Annotated in this window: 23 protein-coding genes and 1 tRNA gene; 18 read left to right on the forward strand and 6 right to left on the reverse strand. The window is 55.3% G+C overall.

Annotation, left to right across the window (positions count from 1 at the left end):
• The first annotated feature begins 119 nt into the window (after positions 1–119).
• The 11 genes from Enr10x_RS06960 to Enr10x_RS07010 all read left to right on the forward strand — a co-directional run bounded on the left by Enr10x_RS06960 (position 120) and on the right by Enr10x_RS07010 (position 7,993).
• On the forward strand, positions 120–1,520 hold the full coding sequence (locus Enr10x_RS06960; protein WP_232093253.1) for an alkaline phosphatase PhoX: 1,401 nt from the start codon (positions 120–122) through the stop codon (positions 1,518–1,520).
• A 228-nt stretch (positions 1,521–1,748) separates the two neighbouring features.
• The gene (locus tag Enr10x_RS06965) at positions 1,749–2,618 is read left to right on the forward strand and encodes a GntR family transcriptional regulator (RefSeq protein ID WP_232093254.1); all 870 of its coding nucleotides are present in this window, start codon (positions 1,749–1,751) and stop codon (positions 2,616–2,618) included.
• Positions 2,619–2,737: 119 nt separating this feature from the next.
• On the forward strand, positions 2,738–4,009 hold the full coding sequence (locus Enr10x_RS06970; protein ID WP_145448530.1) for an RNA polymerase sigma factor: 1,272 nt from the start codon (positions 2,738–2,740) through the stop codon (positions 4,007–4,009).
• 230 nt (positions 4,010–4,239) lie between these two features.
• A complete protein-coding gene (locus Enr10x_RS06975; RefSeq protein ID WP_145448531.1) occupies positions 4,240–4,722 on the forward strand; it encodes a VOC family protein in 483 nt (160 codons plus the stop codon).
• A gap of 52 nt (positions 4,723–4,774) precedes the next feature.
• On the forward strand, positions 4,775–5,257 hold the full coding sequence (locus Enr10x_RS06980) for a VOC family protein (protein ID WP_145448532.1): 483 nt from the start codon (positions 4,775–4,777) through the stop codon (positions 5,255–5,257).
• Positions 5,258–5,310: 53 nt separating this feature from the next.
• A complete protein-coding gene (locus Enr10x_RS06985) occupies positions 5,311–5,697 on the forward strand; it encodes a YciI family protein (protein WP_145105467.1) in 387 nt (128 codons plus the stop codon).
• Between the two features lie 57 nt (positions 5,698–5,754).
• The gene (locus Enr10x_RS06990; protein ID WP_145448533.1) at positions 5,755–6,234 is read left to right on the forward strand and encodes a DUF1579 domain-containing protein; all 480 of its coding nucleotides are present in this window, start codon (positions 5,755–5,757) and stop codon (positions 6,232–6,234) included.
• An 18-nt stretch (positions 6,235–6,252) separates the two neighbouring features.
• The gene (locus Enr10x_RS06995; protein WP_145448534.1) at positions 6,253–6,618 is read left to right on the forward strand and encodes a YciI family protein; all 366 of its coding nucleotides are present in this window, start codon (positions 6,253–6,255) and stop codon (positions 6,616–6,618) included.
• Positions 6,619–6,672: 54 nt separating this feature from the next.
• The gene (locus tag Enr10x_RS07000; protein WP_145448535.1) at positions 6,673–7,032 is read left to right on the forward strand and encodes a YciI family protein; all 360 of its coding nucleotides are present in this window, start codon (positions 6,673–6,675) and stop codon (positions 7,030–7,032) included.
• A gap of 53 nt (positions 7,033–7,085) precedes the next feature.
• Positions 7,086–7,520, forward strand: coding sequence for a YciI family protein (locus Enr10x_RS07005; RefSeq protein ID WP_145105479.1), 435 nt, complete (start codon positions 7,086–7,088; stop codon positions 7,518–7,520).
• 62 nt (positions 7,521–7,582) lie between these two features.
• Complete coding sequence (locus tag Enr10x_RS07010) at positions 7,583–7,993, forward strand: DoxX family protein (protein WP_145105482.1); 411 nt, start codon at positions 7,583–7,585, stop codon at positions 7,991–7,993.
• A 32-nt stretch (positions 7,994–8,025) separates the two neighbouring features.
• Here Enr10x_RS07010 and Enr10x_RS07015 read toward each other — a convergent pair whose 3' ends face one another.
• Positions 8,026–9,210, reverse strand: coding sequence for a transglutaminase-like domain-containing protein (locus tag Enr10x_RS07015; RefSeq protein WP_232093255.1), 1,185 nt, complete (start codon positions 9,208–9,210; stop codon positions 8,026–8,028).
• A 232-nt stretch (positions 9,211–9,442) separates the two neighbouring features.
• On the opposite strand from Enr10x_RS07015, the gene Enr10x_RS07020 reads away from it, so the two are divergent.
• The 6 genes from Enr10x_RS07020 (at position 9,443) to Enr10x_RS07045 (ending at position 15,053) form a co-directional block, all read left to right on the forward strand.
• Positions 9,443–9,874, forward strand: coding sequence for an OsmC family protein (locus Enr10x_RS07020; protein ID WP_197996424.1), 432 nt, complete (start codon positions 9,443–9,445; stop codon positions 9,872–9,874).
• Between the two features lie 120 nt (positions 9,875–9,994).
• Entirely contained in the window at positions 9,995–10,978 is a 984-nt protein-coding gene (locus Enr10x_RS07025; protein WP_145448536.1) for a hypothetical protein, read from the forward strand.
• 57 nt (positions 10,979–11,035) lie between these two features.
• Positions 11,036–12,508, forward strand: coding sequence for a neutral/alkaline non-lysosomal ceramidase N-terminal domain-containing protein (locus Enr10x_RS07030; protein WP_232093256.1), 1,473 nt, complete (start codon positions 11,036–11,038; stop codon positions 12,506–12,508).
• Between the two features lie 41 nt (positions 12,509–12,549).
• Entirely contained in the window at positions 12,550–13,590 is a 1,041-nt protein-coding gene (locus Enr10x_RS07035) for a sialidase family protein (RefSeq protein WP_145448537.1), read from the forward strand.
• Between the two features lie 29 nt (positions 13,591–13,619).
• The gene (locus Enr10x_RS07040) at positions 13,620–14,180 is read left to right on the forward strand and encodes a GNAT family N-acetyltransferase (protein ID WP_232093257.1); all 561 of its coding nucleotides are present in this window, start codon (positions 13,620–13,622) and stop codon (positions 14,178–14,180) included.
• A gap of 342 nt (positions 14,181–14,522) precedes the next feature.
• Positions 14,523–15,053 (forward strand): DUF4240 domain-containing protein, encoded by a 531-nt coding sequence (locus tag Enr10x_RS07045; RefSeq protein WP_197997501.1) that lies wholly within the window; start codon positions 14,523–14,525, stop codon positions 15,051–15,053.
• A 140-nt stretch (positions 15,054–15,193) separates the two neighbouring features.
• Here the strand turns inward: Enr10x_RS07045 and Enr10x_RS07050 are convergent, their stop codons facing one another.
• The 3 genes from Enr10x_RS07050 to Enr10x_RS07060 all read right to left on the reverse strand — a co-directional run bounded on the left by Enr10x_RS07050 (position 15,194) and on the right by Enr10x_RS07060 (position 18,736).
• The gene (locus Enr10x_RS07050) at positions 15,194–16,111 is read right to left on the reverse strand and encodes an alpha/beta hydrolase (RefSeq protein ID WP_145448539.1); all 918 of its coding nucleotides are present in this window, start codon (positions 16,109–16,111) and stop codon (positions 15,194–15,196) included.
• A gap of 12 nt (positions 16,112–16,123) precedes the next feature.
• Entirely contained in the window at positions 16,124–17,110 is a 987-nt protein-coding gene (locus Enr10x_RS07055; protein WP_145448540.1) for an aldo/keto reductase, read from the reverse strand.
• Between the two features lie 1,552 nt (positions 17,111–18,662).
• Positions 18,663–18,736: transfer RNA gene (locus tag Enr10x_RS07060), tRNA-Pro, on the reverse strand.
• Positions 18,737–19,181: 445 nt separating this feature from the next.
• On the opposite strand from Enr10x_RS07060, the gene Enr10x_RS07065 reads away from it, so the two are divergent.
• Entirely contained in the window at positions 19,182–19,616 is a 435-nt protein-coding gene (locus Enr10x_RS07065) for a PEGA domain-containing protein (RefSeq protein WP_232093258.1), read from the forward strand.
• Positions 19,617–19,622: 6 nt separating this feature from the next.
• Here Enr10x_RS07065 and Enr10x_RS07070 read toward each other — a convergent pair whose 3' ends face one another.
• Both Enr10x_RS07070 and Enr10x_RS07075 read right to left on the reverse strand, forming a co-directional pair.
• Positions 19,623–20,465 (reverse strand): alpha/beta hydrolase family protein, encoded by an 843-nt coding sequence (locus tag Enr10x_RS07070; protein WP_145448542.1) that lies wholly within the window; start codon positions 20,463–20,465, stop codon positions 19,623–19,625.
• A 34-nt stretch (positions 20,466–20,499) separates the two neighbouring features.
• On the reverse strand, positions 20,500–22,170 hold the full coding sequence (locus Enr10x_RS07075) for a sodium:solute symporter family transporter (RefSeq protein WP_145448543.1): 1,671 nt from the start codon (positions 22,168–22,170) through the stop codon (positions 20,500–20,502).
• Positions 22,171–22,179 lie beyond the last annotated feature (9 nt).

The raw sequence follows: 22,179 nt of genomic DNA on the forward strand, positions 1-22,179 counted from the left end.
GAAGTTCCGATTTAGATATCTTAATGGATCGTTCATCATATCTTAATAATTGGCGTTAAGATTTGATGAATTCATCCGGCAGTCGATGTGGATCGACTCATTTCAGCCGGATTTTCTCAATGATCCTGAGTATCCATTTCGAGGCAACCTTGTCCAACTCCTTCTCACGACGCAACTTCTTAAGAGCAGCCATTACCGCTCCTGCAGCGGGGACTGTCTTCTCCCGTTTTATTTCTACTACGGAAGCCAGGGGGATCGTCAAAGACCAGTCCGATCTCAAGCCCGTGGCGGATGAGACCACCGGCCTGCCTCTGCTGCGACTACAGGATGGTTTTCGTTATCGCTCGTTTGGCTGGGTAGGGGACATGATGTCAGACGGCGTGGTCACTCCCGAAGGTCACGACGGAATGGGTGTGATTGCACAGACAGGTGATATCGTAACCCTCTGTCGGAATCATGAAATTAAAGGTTCCCGATCCTTTGGTCCGGCGGAACTGACCTTCGACCCCAAAGCGGGCGGTGGTTGTGCCAACCTGCAGTTCAATGTGAAGACAGGCGAGTGGCTGAAGAGCTGGACGAGCCTGGCGGGAACCGTGCAAAACTGTGCCGGCGGTCCGACTCCGTGGGGGAGCTGGCTGTCCTGTGAAGAAACCGTGATCGGTCCTCGCGAAAGCTTCCGCGATGTGCAGTATGAACACGAGAAACATCACGGCTGGGTTTTTGAAGTTCCCGCCGAAGGAAAAGCGACACTGGAACCGCTGCAGGCACTGGGACGGTTTGTGCACGAAGCGCTGGCCATCGATCCGCGGGATGGGATCATTTACGAAACCGAGGATCGGGATACCGCGGGCTTCTATCGCTTTTTGCCGAATGAGCGGGAAGTGTTGTCCAAAGGCGGTGCTCTGCAGATGCTGAAAATCAAAGGCCAGGCAGACCTCCGCACAGGTGCCCAGCGGGGCGTACGTTACCAGGCGGAGTGGGTCGATATCGAAGATCCGGTCCGCCGCAATACGCCAGGTGCCAATGACGGGCTGGGTGTGTACTCACAGGGGAAAGCCAAAGGTGCAACGACCTTCGGCCGCCTGGAAGGCTGCTGGTATGGCGATGGACTCGTGTATTTCAACTGCACAGACGGAGGCGAAGCGAAGCTGGGACAGATCTGGGCCTTCTCGCCGGAAGATCAGACCTTGAGCCTGGTGTTCCAGTCGCCGTCTCACGACATTCTGGACAGCCCGGATAACCTGACGGTCAGCCCCCGCGGTGGTCTGGTGTTGTGTGAAGATGCCGACCTGAAACCCCTGCGGTTGCATACGCTGAGCCGGAAAGGTCTGCTGCAGACGCTGGCCATCAATAATATTCACCTGCATAAGGGAGAGCATCCCCGTCTGACGGGCGATTTTACCGGCGGTGAGTGGGCGGGTGCTACTTTCAGTCCCGATGGAGAATGGCTGTTTGTCAATATCCAGGATCCGGGGATTACCTTTGCGATTACTGGTCCCTGGAATGAACTGGGAGTCTGACGCCGGCAGGTATCCAGACTGACGCAAGTTAGTATTTCCCCTTGCATCTCCAGCCGGTGCAAGGGGATTTTTTATGCTTACTGGCTGCATTTTGGTATTTGCATCACGGGTGGCTTTGCTCCTCATACTGAGAGCAGTACACTGAAGCAGAGGCAAAATTGGACAGAAAGATAAGTTAGTTTTGCCTGAAGTTCGAATTCGAATTTAGATCCGGAACCAGAGTTTCCGATGCGAGCGATGTCACTCAAAAATTACATTAAGAACGATCTCGAGGTCCGGTTACGCAGTGGTCAGGAACTGCCGGCACCGCTGACGCTGGAGGCGCTGTCGGAACATTACCAGGTCAGCTTTTCTCCCGTACGACTGGCGCTGGCGGAACTGGTAGAGGAAGGGCTGCTGCAGAAAGGATCCAACCGTCGCCTGGAGATCAATCAGGGACAGATCAAGCCTTTGAAGAAGGGACAATCTTCTGAGTTGCCGGAACCTCCTGCTGACATGTTTGAAGTGATCACGAATGATTTCGTGAAGTTGAGCCTGAAGGGGGAGCCGGTCGATATTCGAGAGGAAGCGACCGCGCAGCAGTACAAAATCAGCCGTTCTTCGCTGCGGATCATCCTGAATCGTCTGGCAGGGGCCGGGATTCTGGATCATATTCCCCGACGGGGCTGGCGACTGAGACCATTCCGCCAGGAGGACATGCAGGCCTTTCTGGAAGTGCGCGAGCTGCTGGAGCTCAAGGCGCTGGAGCTGGCGAAACCGCATCTGGTCAAAGAGGATCTGCAGCAGATTCTGGATGGGAATGTGATTCCGAAATCAAAGGATACTGAGGTGTTGATCGATAATTCGCTGCACGCCTACATCATTGAGAAAGCAGGAAACTGTTACATCCAGGACTTCTTTCAGCGACAGGGGAAGTACTACGATATTCTGTTCGACTGGGAAGATCAGGACCGGGAAACGGCGATTGAAACAGTGCGGCAGCACCAGGCGATTCTGGAAGCCCTGATCGCGGAGGACTGGAAGACTGCACGCAAGGCTCTTTCCTATCACATCAAAGATAACCATCCGATTCTGAGTAAGATTGTGAAGCAGTCTTAATTCTGATTTCTTTTTGACCGTTCCGGGCCAAAGCCTGTTGAATTGTCTGAGAGACTGATTATCCTTACAGTGCCTTTCCGCGGCGAAACACGGTACGGATCCTATCAGGTCAGAATCAGATGAGTGAGTCTTCTACTGAATCCATTCGCCAGCAGGTCGATGAAATCTATCAGCGCGAATCGCGGCGCGTTTTTGCGACGTTGGTTCGCCTGCTGGGAGATTTCGATCTGGCGGAAGAGGCGCTGCATGAAGCGTTTGCTGCCGCCGTCGCCCAGTGGCAGGAGACGGGGATTCCTGATCAGCCCCGTGCCTGGCTGGTCTCGACCGGACGTTTCAAGGCGATCGACAGCATCCGCCGCCATGCCCGGTTTAATGAGGCACAGCAGGAAGTCGCAGAGCGGCTGGAACGTGTGGCTGAGCAGAACGCGGACCGCTCCGATCAGGATGTGGAAGACGACCGGCTGCGTTTGATCTTCACCTGTTGTCACCCGGCGATCGCTCCCCAGGTGCAGGTTCCGTTGACGTTGCGAGAAGTGTGCGGGCTGACTACCGAAGAGATTGCCAGTGCGTTTCTGACGTCGCCTTCCACGATGGCGCAGCGGATTGTACGCGGTAAGGCGAAGATCCGGGACGCGGGCATTCCGTATGTGATCCCGAATCGGGAGGAACTTCCCGAGCGCCTGGATGCTGTACTGACGGTGGTTTATCTGGTCTTCAATGAAGGCTATTCTGCTTCCTCCGGAGATTCGCTGACCAGGCGGGATCTGTCCGAAGAGGCGATCCGGCTGGGGCGACTGCTTGTAGAACTGCTGGACGATGCAGAGGTGACTGGCCTGTTGGCTTTGATGTTGTTACACGAATCACGACGGGAAGCGCGCACAACAGTAGACGGAGATCTGATCCTGCTGGAAGATCAGGACCGCAATCTGTGGGACCAGGAGAAAATTCGCGAGGGGACCGCGCTGGTACAGCAGGCGATTACTTCGGGAGAGGTGGGGAGCTACACCCTGCAGGCAGCGATCTCCGCGGTACACGCCGGGGCGCAGAGTGCTGCGGAGACCGACTGGGCGCGGATCGTGGACTGGTATGATCTGTTGCTGCAGGCCAATCCATCGCCGATTGTGGAATTGAATCGAGCGGTCGCGGTCGCGATGCACCAGGGACCAGATGCGGGAGTGGAACTCATCGATGCGATTCTGTCGCGCGGGGAGCTGAGTGAATACCATCTGGTCTACGCGGCACGGGCGGATCTGTGTCGTCGCTCAGGTCGAACGGCAGAGGCGCGGGCTGCCTATGAGCAGGCCCTGTCGCTGGTGAATCAAGCCTCGGAACGGCGTTATCTGGAAAAACGCCTGCGGGAACTGGATGAACAACGCACTTCCCACGAATAATCTCAGATCGAATTCTATGGAAGTATATCAATTCTAAAGTGTTTCCTGTCAGTAGCTTATTGCAATGCATGCTGGCTGTGAAAATTGAGCTGTGGCTGTTTTTCGAAAAAAAAACGGGGCTGTTGTCGATTGGGGAGGCTGTTACTCGACTAACTGGTAAACGGGGGCCGGGCAGCGAGTCATCGGCCCGGTCTGTTACCTGAAAGTTTTAGATTCACAGGAGAAAATGGATGAACAGTTCGAGCCTCAAACCGATTCCCGAAGGCATGCACAGCATTACCCCGCACCTGGTCTGCACAAATGCAGCGGAGGCGATTGAGTTCTACAAAAACGCGTTCGGAGCGGAGGAACTGATGCGGCTGCCCGGGCCGGATGGCAAGCTGGTGCATGCGTGCCTGCAGATCGGAGACTCCCGGATCATGCTGGCGGATACGCGTGACGAGTGCGGTGCGAAAAGTCCCAAAGAACTGCAGGGGTCACCCGTACTGATTCATCTGCAGGTGGAAGATGTGGATTCGGTGTTCAATCAGGCGATCGAAGCCGGGGCGACGCAGACAATGCCGGTAATGGAGATGTTCTGGGGCGACCGTTACGGTCAGCTGGAAGATCCGTTCGGGCATCGCTGGTCGGTGGCAACGCATGTGCGTGATCTGAGTTTTGAGGAGATTCAGACAGGCATGCGGGAGATGTTCGAACAGAATTCGAATTCGTAAAACGTGGTCCGTTTCCCATCCAGGTGAGCATCTTTTATAGAATTGAAGCACGATGACAGATACTCCGAAAATATCTCCGTTTCTCTGGTTTGATAACAATGCGGAAGAGGCGATCGATTATTACACCTCGATCTTCAAAAACTCGCGACGTTTCGATGTGACACGTTATGGCGAGGGAGGTCCCGGTCCTGCCGGCTCCGTGATGGTGGCTGCGTTTGAACTGGAAGGCCAGCGGTTTACCGCTTTGAATGGCGGACCGTTGTTCAAGTTTAACGAGGCGATTTCATTCGTGGTGAATTGTGACTCACAGGAGGAGATTGACGAGTACTGGGAGAAGCTGTCAGCGGGGGGCGAGCCGGGCCAGTGCGGCTGGCTCAAAGACCGGTTTGGTCTCTCCTGGCAGATCGTGCCCACAATTCTGCCTGAGCTGATGCAGTCGGGAGATCAGGAGAAATCAGGCCGGGTAATGGCGGCGCTGATGCAGATGACGAAGCTGGAGATTGCGTCCCTGCAGAGTGCCTTTGACGGAGCCTGAGTCAAACACGAATGAATTAACAGATCATCCAATCAATCAAATGAGGTGCTACGATGAGATTTGTCTGTCTGGGATATTACGACGAGGCCTGGCTGGAAGGGAAATCAGAGGAAGAGATATCCGACGCGATGGAAGCCTGTTTTGCCTACGATGATGAACTCCGCCGGGGGGGGCATTTCCTGGGAGGGCAGGCGTTACAGCATGCCAGCCAGGCAGTCACACTCCGCACGCTGAACGGGCAGGTGGATGTGACCGACGGTCCCTTTGCGGAGACCAAGGAACAGATCGGCGGGCTGTTGTTTCTGGAAGCGCGGGATCTGAATCATGCGATCGCGCTGATTTCCAAGCATCCGGGTATTGGCATGGGCCCGTTTGAGATCCGTCCGGTCAATGAAGAGATCAGTGCGCTGATCAAAGAACGGGACGCGGCGATTCAGTAATCCATCGGCAATCCCCGGAAACGGCGTGGTTGCTGAGTCAGCATGGGAGAACAACAGATGTTTGAAAAACCACAGGAAGCACACCACTGGCTGAAGCCGCTGGAGGGAGTCTGGTTGTCGGAAATGGAATGTCAGATGGGACCGGATCAGCCTGCCATGAAAACCACCGGAGAGGTGACGTGCCGGTCCCTGGGCGGGATGTGGTATCTGATTGAGGGGGGAGGCGAGGACGCCGATACCGGGGCCTGGTCGACTCTAATGACATTGGGATATGATGTGGCGCAGGGGTTGTATGTGGGTAGCTTTGCCGGTTCGATGATGTCCTGCCTCTGGAGTTACCAGGGCGGTCTGGATGAATCGGGCCGCAAGCTGACGCTGGATACCATGGGCCCGAAGTGCGGCAGTGAAGGGATGGCCTCTTACAAGGATGCCATCGAAATCATCGATGATTCGCAGTGGGTGCTGACCAGTGAGATCCTGACCGAATCCGGGGACTGGGTGCAGATCATGCGATCTGAGTATCGACGAAAGAACTGAGAGGAGAGCGAGTCCATCATGGAATATCTGTTACTGGTGTATGCCACACCCGATGCCTGGGAACCGGAAGAACGGAAGGTAGCGCTGGGAGAATCAGTCGCTTTATGCCACGACCTGCACAGCCAGGACCAGTATTGTTCCGCAGCGCCGCTGGAACCGGTTGAAACAGCAATCAGCGTGCGGGTGCGAGAAGGGGAAGCTTTAGTGACCGACGGGCCATTCGCAGAAACGACCGAGCATCTGGGCGGCTACTTCCTGGTTGATGTGGACTGTATCGAAGCGGCGGTGGAGATCGCCAAGCGGATCCCGGGTGCCCGGAAAGGAACGGTGGAGGTGCGGCCGGTTGTCGAGGTTCCCAATCTCCCCGGGGGAATATCATCCTGAATCTTGTTTAAACGTTTGATTTCAATTTTATTTCAGAGCGAACAGGGAAATCCAATGAAATACATGTTACTGATCTATGGTACGGAGAGTAACTGGACCGAGGCAGAGCGGTCGGCCTGCATGGAAGAGTCGATGGGAATCTGCCATGACCTGAATGACCAGGGGAAGTATCTGGCCTCGTCGCCCCTGCATCCGGTATCGACGGCGACCTGTGTGCGGGTGCGTGATGACCGGAAGATGGTCACGGACGGTCCGTTCGCGGAAACGGTAGAGCAGTTGGGTGGTTATTATATCATCGATGTCGAAAACCTGGATGAAGCGATCGCGATCGCCAGCCGTCTGCCCCCGGCGAAAAAGGGGACGGTCGAAATTCGTCCCATTTTTGAACTCCCGGAAATTGAAGTCAAACGGTAAGCAGACTCGGAACAGAGTAAACTCAATCGAGATTGAAAAAGAGGAGTGGAACAATGAGAGTGATGGTGATGGTCAAAGCGTCGCAGAGTTCTGAGGCAGGTGAGATGCCCAGCCAGGAGCTGCTGACAGCGATGGGGAACTTCAACGAGGAACTGGTCAAAGCCGGGATCATGCTGTCGGGGGACGGACTGCGTCCCAGTTCGGCGGGGGTGCGGATTCGTTTTTCGGGTGAGGATCGCACGGTTATCGACGGTCCGTTTGCCGAGACGAAAGAACTGGTGGCGGGCTACTGGGTCTGGAAAGTGGATTCGATGGAAGAAGCCATCGCGTGGGCCAAACGCTGTCCCAATCCGATGCCGGAAGAATCCGACCTGGAAATTCGACCTTTCTTTGAAATGGACGATTTTGGTGATGCGATGACGCCGGAACTCAAGGAGCAGGAACAGCGCATCGCAGAAGCCGCGGAAAAACTAGATCAGCAGGAGTGAGAGCGACGCCTGTTTTGGAATTGTCTCGAATGGACGAGGTTGCGGAAATGAAAGGAAACAGCATGAATGAAGCAGTGACAACCCCGGTTGAGAAGACGCCGCGGGTGCTGGTCTGGATCGGTCGTCTGATGGCACTGCCGGTGGCGTTCCTCTTTGGTATGAGTGCGGTTATGAAATTCAAGGGGGGACCGGAGTTTTCAGAAGGGATGGCGAAGCTGGGCCTGCCGGAATCGATGATCGTGCCGCTGGCGATTCTGGAGCTGGTCTGCCTGGTGCTGTACCTGGTTCCCTGGACCGCAGTGCTGGGGGCGATTCTGTTGACCGGATATCTGGGAGGGGCGATCTGCACGCACTGGAGGGTGGAAGACTCGTTTGTGATTCAGGTGGGCCTGGGCATTTTTCTCTGGTTGGGTCTTTACCTGCGAGATCGGCGGCTCTGGCAGCTGATTCCGTTTCGGAGCCTGACTGAATAGTTTTTTCCCAGAGGATTTAAGACGGCTTACATTCAATCCTCGCTCAGGGTAGAGAGATCCTTGAACGGTTTTTTGAACGGCCTGTCGGCGGTGTAGCGGTGCGAAGTCATCCAGGAGAATTCGCGTTTGTTGATGTTCGCGGGATCGGGGTCGGGGAGGACTTCGCCATCCGCTTCCACATACGCGGTACGGACGACGCGGACCGGTTGGGATGCGGGGGGCGAGAGCTGATAGTCGGTGCCGCGGGTCAAGAGCAGCCAGCTGTTTTCCCGGAAACCGGAGAGGGTGCGCTGGCGAACTGCTTTGTTGAGCGTCGCTTTCTGTTCCGCGGTTAAGTCTTCGTCTGACTGAATGCGTTTCGCGAGTTTCTGCGTTTCTGAGAGATCGAAGCTGATCCAGCCGTAGGGGGGAAGATAGGCTTCCATCTTGCAGTGCGAGGGAGAATTTTTGGGGTAGAGCGCCAGGCCGTATGTGACGCGGGTGGGGTAACCCAGTGCGCGTCCCATGGTGGCACACAGTCCGTGATAGTCGCTGCAGTGACCACGTCGCTGGGCGAAGGCATGATTCGCATCGGCACGCAGTGAGGCGTTTACGTGATCGTAGGTCAGGTTCTGATCGATCCAGTTCATCGCGCCGATCAGCCCGGGGCCTTTGTTTTGAAAGCCGGTGCTGATGTTCTGAATCACCTGCCGAAACTGCTGTGGCTGTTCGACGGACTGCGGCTTCAGGTAGGGGGCGAATGACTTTGGCCAGTGATCGACTTTGGCGACTTTGGCGGGATCCATGTGCCAGCGCAGATTCCAGACTTTCGCTTTGAAGCGATGTGTAATGATCTGGGCACCGTGGGGATTGTGAAATTCAAAATACGCGAAGCGGTTGCCGTAGACGGGTTCGTTACTGATCCGGGGAGTGACTTCCTGGGGGAAGGTCGAAAATTCGCTGGCTTTAATTTCCTGGGCGGCGTCGGTCTGCGGGACCGGGATCCAGACCTTGAGGACTTTGCAGTGGTAAGGGGGCGTGACCACCACCGAAAATTGGACCTCGTGGTTGATCGGATCACTCTTTTCGGCCTGGTAAGGCAGATCCGGTTTGAGGGGTGTCTGCTGCTCGTCTTCGGCATGTAACGGAAACGATTGGAAGAACAGAAGCATAAAGAGGGCAGCGAGCATCGCGATGAGGGTGCAGACGGTCTGGAGACGATAATGCTTCTGATTCATCCTGCAGGGCTCCCAGTAGGGTTAAGCTTGATATTACATTCTTACGATTGGCAGAATATTAGATTGTACTGGGCTGCGTGGTGTCTGGCAATGCTGTTTCTGATTCAGGGACGCGCAGCAATGGGGAGAAGTTTCCAATCGTGAAAAGATTCGTGACATTTTCCGTTGGATGACTTAAGGTGGATGCAGTGACATTTTGACTGACAGCCTTTATCACAAGGATGAAAATACCATGTCGATTAAACGAAGCGGATCAGCCGTCTGGCAGGGGGGACTGAAAGACGGTAAGGGGACGGTATCCACAGCCAGTGGGGCGTTGAGCGACCTGCCCTACAGTTTCACGACCCGGTTTGAAGGCGAGCAGGGGACGAACCCCGAGGAACTGCTGGGGGCAGCGCATGCCGGCTGTTTCTCGATGGCACTCTCCAAGATTCTGGGAGACGCCGGGCACACCGCCGAGCGTCTGGAGACGACAGCGGAAGTGTCGCTCAACCAGGTGGAGGGGGGATTTGCGATTGAAGCCGTTCACTTGACGCTGAATGCGAAAGTCCCGGGAGCCGATGCTGCGACCGTGGAAGAGCTGGCGGGCAAGGCGAAGGCGGGGTGCCCCGTTTCGAAGCTGTTCAACGCTGAGATTACGCTGGATGTGAACACACTGGATTAATCGGGAATCATTGCGGCAAAACCGGTACGGGAACGTTTCCTTTGACTGCTGCTCGTGGTCGCTACATAATAGGAAGTGGTTTTGTTCCAGTTTTGTTTCTGTTTCGAGAGAGGGCTGACGATGTCCGTACGTCTGTGTTTGGTTACCTTAAGTCTGATCTGTCTGTTGTTGTCGAATGGATTGTCGAATTATGCGGCAGCAGAAGAAAAGCAGACGTTAAACGTGCTGTTTATCGGCAACAGTTACACGGCTCGGCATAACCTGGCCCAGGTGGTGAAGCAGATGGCGGAAGCGGGGAATCCGGGGCTGACCTTTAAGCCGACGACGGTGATTTATGGTGGTCGGCGGATGGTGGATCACTGGAACCTGGGCTCTCAGAATTTTGTGAAACTGCATTCTCTGACGAAAGCGGAAGAGGAACAGACGATTGCCGATCTGAAAAAAGCGGCTGAAGACAAAGAGAACCGTTATGCCCTCGCCGCACTGAAACGACATCAGCAGTTGCTGAAAGAACTGGATCAGCCGCACCCGAAATGGGATGTGGTCATACTCCAGTCTTACCGGGATGATGTGACAGGGGATCCGTCATTGTATGCCCAGTATGCACCGAAGTTCGCAGCCCTGGCGAAGGCACAGGGGGCACGCGTGATTCTGTATGAAACGACCCCCGCCACGCAGAACAAGAATCCCCTGCGGACGGCCCCGGATGCGGAACCAGTGATGAAAAAAGCGAAAGCGATCGCGGCGCTGGCGAAGCAGCTCGATGCGAGTGCCGCTCCGATGTCGCTGGTGGGACTGTATTGTCAGACCGAACGTCCGGATCTGACACTGCGGTTCCTGAACGATGCGCATCTGAATCAGACGATGGCGTACCTGACGGCGTGTGCGATTTATGCGGCCCTGTTTGACAAGAGTCCGGAAGGGCTGCCCGTCGATTCGATTACCGATATCCGTTTCTGGAACAACAAAGAACGGGACAAGGATCGTGACGGTAAACCGATTACGAAAACGTTTTCTGACAAGGACCGTGCTGAATTACAGAGGATTGCCTGGAAAGGTTATCAGAAATTCAAGCAACTCCGCGACGGTAAGACTGCCGACTGAACCGGGCTTGCGCTGCCTCCCTCTATTTGACTTACCTCCATTAAAGGTCTCCCTCCCATGTCGTTTTTGAATCGTTGCCTGATGTTGTGTTGTCTGTGTCTGCTGTCGTTCGTGTCTGTTGCCAGTGCGGGCGATGGTCTGCAGGTCGGAGTGGCGGAGACCGATATCACGCCTCCCGTCGGTTTCCCGATGGCCGGTTATTATCATGAGCGACTGGCGGAAGGACAGATCGATCCGCTGCAGGCGAAAGCGATTGTATTTCGGGAAGGGGATACCGCCGGGGCACTGGTGGTCTGTGACCTGATCGGCATCGCTACGGATCTGTCGAAAGAGGTGCGTCGGCTGGCTGCGGAACAGACGGGGATCCCGGCTGAGAACATCGTGCTGGCGGCGACTCATTCGCACACGGCCCCCGATTATATGAAGGAGCTGTATCTCTACCTGGGAAAAGAGAAACAGCAGCCCCTGCGGGCTAAGTACATTCAAAAACTGATCAACGGTCCGGTGGAGGCGATTGTGGCTGCTAATAAAGCTGCGAAACCGGCTCAACTGGAAACGGGGGCTGCCATTCAAAAAACGCCGGTGGCCTTCAACAGACGATTTGTGATGAAGGACGGGAGTGTAAAGACCTGGCAGTCGTTGAAGAATCCGAATGTGATTCGGGCCGCTGGTCCGATTGATCCGCGGATTGAGCTGCTGGCAATCAAGGATGCGAAGGACGGTTCGTACGAAGGCGTGCTGAGTAACTTCGCATTGCACCTGGATACGGTGGGGGGGACCCGCTGGAGTGCCGACTATCCGTTTTTTATCCAACAGACACTCCGCGAGGCGCTCGGCAAAGATGTGATTTCGATTTTCGGTACCGGCTGCTGTGGGGACATCAATCATTCCAATCCGTCAGCGTCGGTACGGAACAAGGTGGACTTCATCGGGAATTCGCTGGGGGAATCGATCAAAGAGGAGCTGCCGAAACTGGAGCCGGTGAAAAGCACCGGTCTGACGGTGCAGACTCAGGTAGTGGATCTGCCTCTGCAGGATGCGTCGCAGCCGGAAGTGAAGCGCTCGATCGAGCTGCTGAAGGTAGCCCATGCCGGGGGCAAGGTCGATTTCTTCGAGCATGTGACCGCGTATAAAAAGATGATTCTGGATCAGATGCGGCACAAAAAGCCTTACGCCGAGACCAAACAGCATATTACCTGGGGCTTGAGCCGATCGCTGGCGGGTATTGGTGAAACGCTGCCCGTGGATGTGACCGTGATGACCATCGGCAATGAAGTGGCGATTGTCTGTCTGCCGGGCGAGGTGTTCGTGGAACTGGGGCTGGCGATCAAGCAGGCGTCCCCATTCAAGACGACGATCATTGTCGAGCTGTCGAACGCGGTGGAGACGATTTATATTCCCCACCGGGCCGCGTATGCCGGGGGGAGTTATGAAGTGACCAATTCCAATCTGCAGCCTGGCAGCGGTGAGATGCTGGTGGAAACCTCACTCCGGTTGTTACGACAGGCGGCCGCCAGTCGCGCGGACTGAGTTCCTTTCGCTGATTTCCTTTCAAAGTCGAGGCTTGAGCGATGAAACGTTTTTTCCTGCGTGTTCCCCTGTTGCTGCTGGTGATGTTGTCTGGTTCTCTGGTCGTCCAGGCGGAGGAGCAGCCGGTTTCGATTCTGGCGCAGCGCATCAAGGGGCACATTCATCCTTCGATCTGCCAGGCCAGTGATGGAACGCTGATTGTGGTGTTCAAGGGAGACAACGTACTGCTCTGTTCTCGTTCCACCGATGATGGGGCGACATGGTCGAAGCCGGAGCCGATCCCGGCGTCTGCGAAACGTCCCGACGTCATTCGGGAAGTGAAGAAGTTCGAAGTCTATCCCGGCACGACGGACACGCTACCCGATGGGCGGATTCTGGTGACCTGGAATTACATTGCCGACGATAAAGCCCGCGATGGTTATTACGAGCGGGCTCTGCTGTATGTGATCAGTTCCGATCAGGGGAAGACGTGGAGCGATCAGCGGCTGATCGGCCCGGTGGACGGGACGCATCTGGGGGCGGTGCGGCATAATGTGCTCCCCTGGAGTGAGGGACGGTGGTTGTTGCCGTTACGGACCGGACCGCCGCGATTGTATGATCACCAAACTGGCGCGCTCACAACGTTTCCCCTGGTGGGGCCGGATGGCGTGCAGCATGAGTTTCAGCAGATCGTGCGACTGAAGGACGGCGGTCTGCTGGCGATGGGGCCGGTGCTGCTGCATTCGAATGATGAGGGGAAGCATTGGAAGCAGATTACAGGCTTCCCCGCGGTTCCCGATCAGCGGGATAATGCGGAGGGGCGTTACCTGACGGTGTTGACTGACGGAAGAGTGCTGGTGACCTGGGGCCGGGGGCATCAGAACCGGGGTTTGAGTTATAACCTGTCACAGGATGACGGGCAGACCTGGGATGCGAGACGGACGGTGGTGCTGCTGCCGGAAACACCAGTGACGGCCCGTTATTACTCTGCGCGGACGATTCAGCTGGACGACCAGCATGTGGGAACGGTGTATATGAACCGGGATGGCGTGCATTTTCTGAAGGTGCCCCTTTCCCGTCTGCAGGGATCACAGGGGACCTGAGATCCGAACCGGTTACCGTTGTCTCTCTCATGCAAGGCCCTCTGTGCGGGCTGCTGTCACTCACGATTCTCTGGCACCTGTTCTCGAAAGGCATTGGTGTGATCAACATCCGGCGGGCGGAATTAACGGATCTAGAGGCGATGACCGAGATCTACAACGAGGCGATCTTAACGTCGACAGCCACTTTCGATCTGGCGCCACAGACGCGGGAGCAGCGGCTGAACTGGTTTGAGTCGCATGAAGAACGCTTTCCGATTCTGGTGGCGGAATGCGACGGCGAAGTGGCGGGCTGGGCCTGTCTGTCCCGCTGGCGTCCCCGCAAGGCCTATGAGCGGACCGCGGAAACGTCTTTCTATGTGAAGGGGACGCAGCGCGGCAAAGGGATCGGCCGGCAGCTGAAGCAGGCGATCATCGATGAAGCGCGACGGCTGAACTTTCACACGCTGATTGCAGGTGTAGCACAGGGGAACGAGGTCAGCCTGCATCTGAATCAGAGCTTCGGCTTTGAAGTGGTCGGCACGTTCCGCGAGGTCGGAAATAAATTCGACCAGTGGCTGGATGTGACCTATTTGCAGCTGATGCTTAATTGATCGCAAGCAGTGATAAACTGTGGCAAAATATGAGTTGATTGATCAACTTAAGAATCAGGTGAAAAGAATGTTTCCAATCGATGGGAACTCCCGTTGTCACAGACCAGGACGGCATTTTTCCGGCTCTATTCTCTCTTTCTTGATGTCTGTTTTTTTCTGCCAGTTTGTGATTCCACGGTTCATATAGTGGCCTGGAACTGGATGTTCAGTATGTTTTTGGGTACACTGATCGGGGTGTGGAAGCAAGAGAGCCAACTCGATCAGTGAGGACCCCGCAAATTTACAAGGGGGGGAAATCCGTAGTGATTGGCAGGTATCAGTCGCATTTCGAAGGAGAATCACGTGGACCAGAATCAATTTTGGGAGATCATCAATAGGGCATGCCGTTCCGATCCTGAATCTGCAGAGGAATGGGACAGTTTGCTGGTCGCAGAACTGGTCAAATTATCTCCTGAGGAGATTATCGAATGGAATCATATCTTTGACTCCCTGGAAGCACAGGCGAATCAAGTAGACTTATGGGCTGCTGCATATATCATCAACGGTGGAGCCTCTGAAGACGGTTTCTACTATTTCCGATGCTGGCTGATCGGCATGGGGAAAGAGATCTATTCCGCAGCGGTTGCAAATCCTGACAGCCTGGCAGATGTAGCGACGCCCGAATGGTTCTCCGAGGGCATTGATGCAGAAGCGGAAATCTATGGTGCAGCACATGACGCATGGATGCAGGTGACCGGACAGCCTGATACCGCAGATTATCCGGCTCGAAACGAAAGCACCGAAACGATCGGGGAAGAATGGGATTTTGAAGACATCGATTTAATACGACAGCATTTACCACGCCTCGCCGCACTTTACGAAGACGAAATTTGATCGTACGTCAGTGCCGGAGAGAGCGGTCTTCTCAACCAGATTCGAACAGAAACGGTCCGTTTCAGGTTATTAATCTCGAGGTCATGGGATATCAAAAGAGTCGATTGCTCCCCTGTCATTACAAGAGTGATGCTGTTTTTTCATTTTGCGTTGATTTGCTGGTACCAGTCGAGGAAAAGGTCGGGCCATTTCGCGGGTGGGAATCCGTGTTTGACCCGCTGGGGGATCAGATTGCCGACGCCGTGGGCGCCGACGTCGAAGACCGCCATTTTGACAGGGACGTTCAACTTCTGGAGGTCGGCTGCAATTTGGCGGGGCAGTTCAATCGGGGCACCTCCCTTGATGCCGTCATTGGTGGCATGGACGAGGAAGACCGGCGGTGCATTCTTTGAAAATTCAAAGGGGGACACCTTCTGTCGCCAGTGCAAGGTGGCCAGGCCGATGGCGAAGTCGGGACGACTGCTTTCCCGGTCGATGGGATCGGTGGCGTCGGGAGTACCGGCGTCGAAATTCGCTGCCAGATTCATGGCCAGGTCGCCCCCCGCCGAATAACCGGCAATACCGATCTGCCGCGGGTTGATTTTCCACTCTTTAGCGCGATGTCGCACCAGGCGGACGGCCCGCTTGGCATCAAACAGCGTGAGAGCCCGGATATCGGGATTGGTCGCTTTGAACGGCAGGCGAGTGCGGTGTTTCAGACCGATGATGGCGACGCCCTTCGGGATGAAGACTTCGGCTGCGTAGATGAAGTGTGTTTTCCACTCGACCGAGCCGTAATCTCTGCCCGCACAGACGATGATGGCCATGCCGGTGTTCTTATCTGGGGCGGGGAGAAAAACGCTGATTTCCGGGCGTGTCACATTGATGATCCGGCCAAGTGGATCGAAGGTTTCGGCGGGGGCATCCTGTTGAAACAGAGGAGGTTCGCCCTGCCAGAGGGGCACCACCAGATCTGGTTTGAGCAGGTGGGGAGCGGGCTCGGCCTGCGCGGTCTGCAAAGCCAGACTCATGAAGCAGAGCAGAGTCGGGGTGAGCAGAGGGAGTCTGGTGGTGCGCATGGTGGAAGGTCCTTAGCGATTGATCATTTTCATGGCCGCTTCGGGGTAGCGTTCTCCCAGAACGTCGATTTCTGAGAGGGCACTGTCGATCTCGGCGAGATCGGCTGCCGTGAGTTCGATATCCGCGGCGGCGATGTTTTCTTCGAGACGATGCAGTTTGGTTGTGCCCGGGATGGGGACGATCCACGGTTTCTGAGCCAGGATCCATGCCAGGGCGATTTGAGCCGGGGTGGCGTTTTTCTGTGCCGCGATCCGGCCGAGCAGGTCGACGAGGGCCAGGTTGGCTTTACGGTTTTCTTCGGCGAAGCGGGGGACCTTGTTGCGGAAGTCGGTGCTGTCGAAGGTGGTTGAGGCGTCAATCTTGCCGGTGAGGAAGCCTTTGCCCAGGGGGCTGAAGGGGACGAAGCCGATGCCCAGTTCTTCGAGTGTGGGGAGGATGGCTTCTTCGGGCTCGCGCCACCAGAGAGAGTATTCACTCTGCAGGGCGGCGACCGGCTGGACCGCGTGGGCGCGACGGATGACTTCGACGCCCGCTTCCGAGAGGCCGAAGTGTTTGACTTTACCCTCTGCGATCAGTTCTTTGACGGTGCCAGCGACCTCTTCGATGGGGACTTCCGGGTCGACGCGGTGCTGATAGAGCAGGTCGATGTAGTCGGTCTGTAGTCGTTTGAGCGAGGCTTCGACGACGTTGCGGATGTGTGCGCGGCGGCTGTCGAGGCCGGTCTGAACACCCTGGTCGTCAATGGCGAAGCCGAACTTGGTGGCGATGATGACCTGTTCGCGGACGGGAGCGAGAGCTTTGCCGAGGAGCTCTTCGTTGGTGAAGGCACCGTAGACTTCGGCGGTGTCGAAGAAGGTGACGCCCAGGTCAACGGCCGACCGGAGCAGGGCGATGCCGTCCTGGTCTTCGACGGCGGGACCGTAGCCAAAGCTGAGGCCCATGCAGCCCAGGCCGAGGGCGGAGACTTCGAGATTATTGCCGAGTGTGCGTTTCTGCATTGTATCTGCTTTCGATATTTGAATTCGATGGATTCCGGTGGCGCTGTGAGTGTGAGCCGTGAATATTGTGAGATGATTCACGGTGTCTATCATAGAGCTTACCTGTTTTGGTTGGTGATTGACAAACCAGGCAGGGGAAATTTTAAACCACGAATGACACGAAAAGCACGAAAGGTCTGTGTCTGTATGGTCTGATTAAGTGGTTGGGGGAATCATGATGGGGGGCTGGTGAATGTTCATCTCTGAGGGCAAGAGTCGATCGGGTAAAATGTCTCTGATTTCATGAAAGCAAAAGTTTATATCGTAATGCGATTTCATCGCTGGTTGCTTACTGACTGCAGCACTGTTGGAAAAGTCAACAGCACCATCCATCCGCATGCTACGCGGTTTACTACTACGAAAAGCACGCAAGACTCGAGAAAGTCTGCTGGTGTAGATAGTCAGTGATTTATGTGTCGCTGGTTCCGTAATGTGTTTTGTTGCCAGGGGTGATGTCTCTTTGTCCTCGCCTGCCAAGGAAATTGTCATGGATCGAATATTCTGTGATTGCTGGTTGATTCGATTGCTGTGGGGCATGCCCGCGATGCCACTGGATGATTTTGATTCTCTCGAAGGGGACGTGGGGGTCAAGACAAAATTTTGTCCCAATGTGGTCGGATTTTGTCCCGTTGTGTCCGGGATTTTGTCCCGTTGTGTCCGGGATTTTGTCCTGGTGTGGCCGGTTTTTGTCCCAATTGGGTCAGATCAAAAGGGGAGAACATAGCGAACCGGTTCTCGAGAGTCAGGTGAAAAGCTTGAAAAAACGACGGCGATTCAGGTGCAGCTGTGTCAGTGGTGCGGCGTGTTCCAGTGCAGGCTCACCTGCCTCGCGCGCGAGCCAGATGGGGAGTAAGATACGATTCGGGAGGTGCGGATCAAGTTCAGTTTGTTCAGGCAATGGTGGGCAAAAGGGAGCTCTGGAAATGCATGAGAATTTGTGGAGTCGGAATTGTCTGGCTGTGAAGTTGCTATGTCAATTTGGGGGGATATTCCCAGATCGAGCAGGATAAAGTGTGAATCGAATGGAAGCTCCTGCGTTCGTAAGGCGTCTGAGTAAAGCGGCCGAAATTCCCTGGTTGAATGCCCACGGATCAATTCCACAATGGTAACCGATGTTAAATTCTCGCCGGGTACACGTTGACCAGAGATTGAGCAGTGGCTCAGAAAGAGATTCAATGGTGGTGAGCATCTCTGAAATATTCGGTTCGGGTTCAGCGTACTGCTGATCCGTTTCGAACGTCGCATGCCATAAACCGTCATCTTCTCTGGTGACATGAAGAGAGGAGGTTCCGGCGGCTTCGAATGCCTTGACGAGTTCCTTCAAATCACTTGGGCTGATCAGGTCGAGATCGGTATTCAGATAATGGATCGTGCTGTTCATCGTTGCCAGCCTGGATGACGGTATTGCGAGAAGAAGACCGCTTCAATTCTGACACAGATCAGTCATAGAAACAACAAAATCCCATCATCAGTCGCTTTCGCAACTGTTGATGGGATTCAATGTTGTAGTAAGTCGGGACGACAGGATTTGAACCTGCGACCTCTACACCCCCAGTGTAGCGCGCTACCAGGCTGCGCCACGTCCCGATGTGGTTTTCGATGCTGAGTCTGGACTCGACAATCGATAACCTAATAGTGTTCCGCACTTTATCGCACGACCGCACAAGAAATTCAAGATAACCGGGGTACTTCCCCGGCTTTGTCTCGAAAATAATTGCCGATATTCGCTAAAAGTGCCATTCCAGTTGGCTGCTGACTGTTTAGAAACAGGTTTTAGGAAAGAGGTTCGCGGTTTCGGATTATTTTCGTGCTGAAATCATGGTTTTGTAAGTGTCTGTTATAAAATGATTTATGGGAAATGGTCTGTTGGGGGACTGTCAAAATTTGTCTTGGCAGGATTGGGGAAGAAAAGTAGAATCCCGCTCTTCATTCAGGAATCTGTCCTTAACCTGTCTGCCAATGTTGTCCTGTCGAAAGTTTCGTCTCAAGGTCCATGTCCGACCCTGTTAATCCACACCCTGCGAGAGCCGCTGTGCCGCGATTCAGATTTGCATCGGTTGATGTAAAGCGTGGGTCTCTGTTTGCGCTGTTACTACTGCTGGCAGCGGTGCAGACCGGGTGCGTGCATCGGCGGATGACGATTCGCTCTGTTCCGTCCGGGGCGCTGGTCAAAGTGGATGGGGAAGAAATCGGTTATACGCCGGTCTCGATGGATTTTACCTACTACGGGACCCGCGAGATTATTCTCACCAAGGACGGCTATGAAACGCAGACCGTGATGCAGAAGGTGCGGACGCCCTGGTATCAGTGGATGCCGCTGGATGCGGTGTCGGACAACCTGCTGCCTTTTGAAGTGACGAATCGGCACGAGTTCACTTATCAGCTGCAACCCAAAGTGGTGGTGCCGACCGAAGAGCTGTTGAACCGCGGTAATCTGTTACGCAGCGAAACTCAGATCGGTCAGTGACCGGGGTTATTGCGCCGGTTTCTCATTCTTGCTAGTGGCCCGCTGGATGATGAATTCCAGGATCGCGCGGCTGTCATCATAGCTGGTCTTGTGGCCTTCGTGCGGACGGTCGATCAGCAGGACCTCTCGGTTTAGTTGTTTCAAGATATTGATCAGTCGGCGGGCACTGTCCGGGGGAACGCTGGTGTCTTTCCCGCCGAGTGAGATGCTGAGGGGCATCGTCAGTTTTTCGGGCCAATATTCGGCACTCCGTTTTTTGTATTCTGCGGGGATCTGCTGTTTGGTACCACCGAAGGAGGCCTGGATAGCTTGCTGAAAATTGTTGTACTCCAGATGGTTGGCGGTGGGGTTCATGGCGGCGACGCCGGCGATGAGTTCTGGATGCAGGGCGGCAAAGGTCAGACTGGACGAGCCTCCCATCGATCCGCCACAGAGGAAGACCTGGTCGATTTGATATTTCGACTTCAGTTCCTCGATGATCTGTTGCAGGTCGGATTCTGCCTGGGGGCCCATCCAGGAGGTGCGGGCTCTGTAATCGGGGGAGACGTAGATCAGGTTATACTTGACGGCGATATCGCGAGCCGCCCGGCATTCACCCCGCGGATCTTTGACGAACTGCCAGCGGTCGGAACCGTGTCCGTGCAGGGCGATGAGCAGCGAGTGGGGTTCTTTCGGCGAGAACTGTTCTGGCAGCAGCAGGACGTAGCGTTGTGTCGTCTGATCGCAGTTTGCTTTGAATTCAATATCGAGGGCCGCTGGTTTCTGTTGTGGCGGATCAGCGGCATGGCCCGGATGGACTAACAAGGCGATCAGCAGGGGGAACCACGATAATCTGAAGCAGTGTTGCATGGGGGAGTCCCGGGAGTTTTCTTGTAGTGGCGGATTACCAGAAGAGTCCAAATATGACCCAGCAGGAGAAGGCGATTAAAACAATCGCGTACCAGTTGGGGTTGAGGTATTGAGGAACCGGCTTATTAAAGGGAGATTCTTTGACGGCGAGCAGTTCCTGACGGCTTTCGGAGAGCCAGTCGTGTTTTTCCGGAGCGGGTGGTGTCTGCTGTTCCTGCTGTTGTTCCGGTTTCAACCAGCCCCATTTGAGGGCGGCGGCGAGCATGGCGAGTGTCGTGATGATCATCGAGCAGGGGAAGGCGTACCAGACTTCCGTCAACCAGGGGCTGAACAGCGGTTCGTCGACCAGGACGCGGTCGATGAAGCCAATCAGTCCGTACAGGGAGCCGGCGCAGAGTCCGACCAGACCACTCTGACGCGGGACGCGGGTCAGAACGCCTACAATATAAACGGTAAATAATGGCGTGACAAACACAGGAATCAATGTGCGGAAGGCCTGGATCATGTTGTCGTAACGGGCAATGAAGGGGATGTAGAGGAAGCCCATCAACAGAATGCCGATGGTTGCCCAGCGGGTGGTTTTCAGGTAATGCGCTTCCGTGGCATCGGTTTTAATCCAGCGTGCATAAATATCGCGGGTGAACAGAGCCGAGAGGGCGGAGCCGATGGAATCGAAAGTGCTGATGGCAGCGGAAAGAATACCCGCGACGACGAGTCCTTTGAATCCGGGAGCGAGATACTGGTTGGCGAAATGAGGCAATAACCGATCGGCATCTTGAGGCGTGAATTCAGGAACCAGGACGCGGCCCATGACTCCCATCAGGGTGGTGCCGATCATGATGGGCATGATCAACAGGCAGCCGAAGAGGGCGGCCATTTTCATGTCCCAGAGTGAGCGGGCTCCCATGAGCCGCATGGTTTGCGTGTGATTGACGGTGTAATAACCCATGCCGATGATGGTCCAGCCCATGACGATCAGATAGGGGGAGGTGGATTTGGGATCCTGGAACTGGCCGATGTGCAGCCAGTTGCTTAGCGGTTGTCCGCCGGCGTCGGTGGACTGCGAGAGTTTGTCGATCATTGTTGACCAGCCCCCGGTGGCGGACCAGACGGCGTAGAAAATGGTAATGCCGCCAGCCATCATGATCAGACTCTGGAGGGCGTCGGTCCAGACGACGGATGTGAGCCCCCCCCAGGTGGTATAGGCGGCGGTGAAGATGACCAGCAGCGTGATGAGCGTCCAGCATTGCGTGGGAGTGAAATCAAGGAGGCCCTGCAGCATGAGATAAATAGACCAGATCATCAGACCGAGCATACTGGTGCGGTACTGGATCTGAATCAGGGCGCTGAAGACGCGGATGGATTTGCCGAAGCGGGTTTCCAGGTATTCGGCGTTGGTGTAGAAGCCGCCTCGATAGAGGACCGGGACCACGACGAACGAGGCCAGGACCGCACCGCAGACACTGGCAAGGGTGAAAGCGGTGATGATATGCATGCCGTGGTTAAAGGCGTATCCCGTCAGGGAGACAGCGTCGGCGTTGTCAACACTGGTGGCAAAAATCGAGAGACCCAGCCCCCACCAGGGGAGCGAGCGTCCGCCGAGGAACCAGTCGCTGCTGGATTTCGTACTGCGGGCGAGGTAAAAGCCAAAGGCGATCACCGCGCCATTCAGTAAAAAGACAATGAACCAGTCCAGACCTGTCATGCATGTCTT

The organism is Gimesia panareensis (assembly GCF_007748155.1).
GTDB classification, from domain to species: domain Bacteria; phylum Planctomycetota; class Planctomycetia; order Planctomycetales; family Planctomycetaceae; genus Gimesia; species Gimesia panareensis.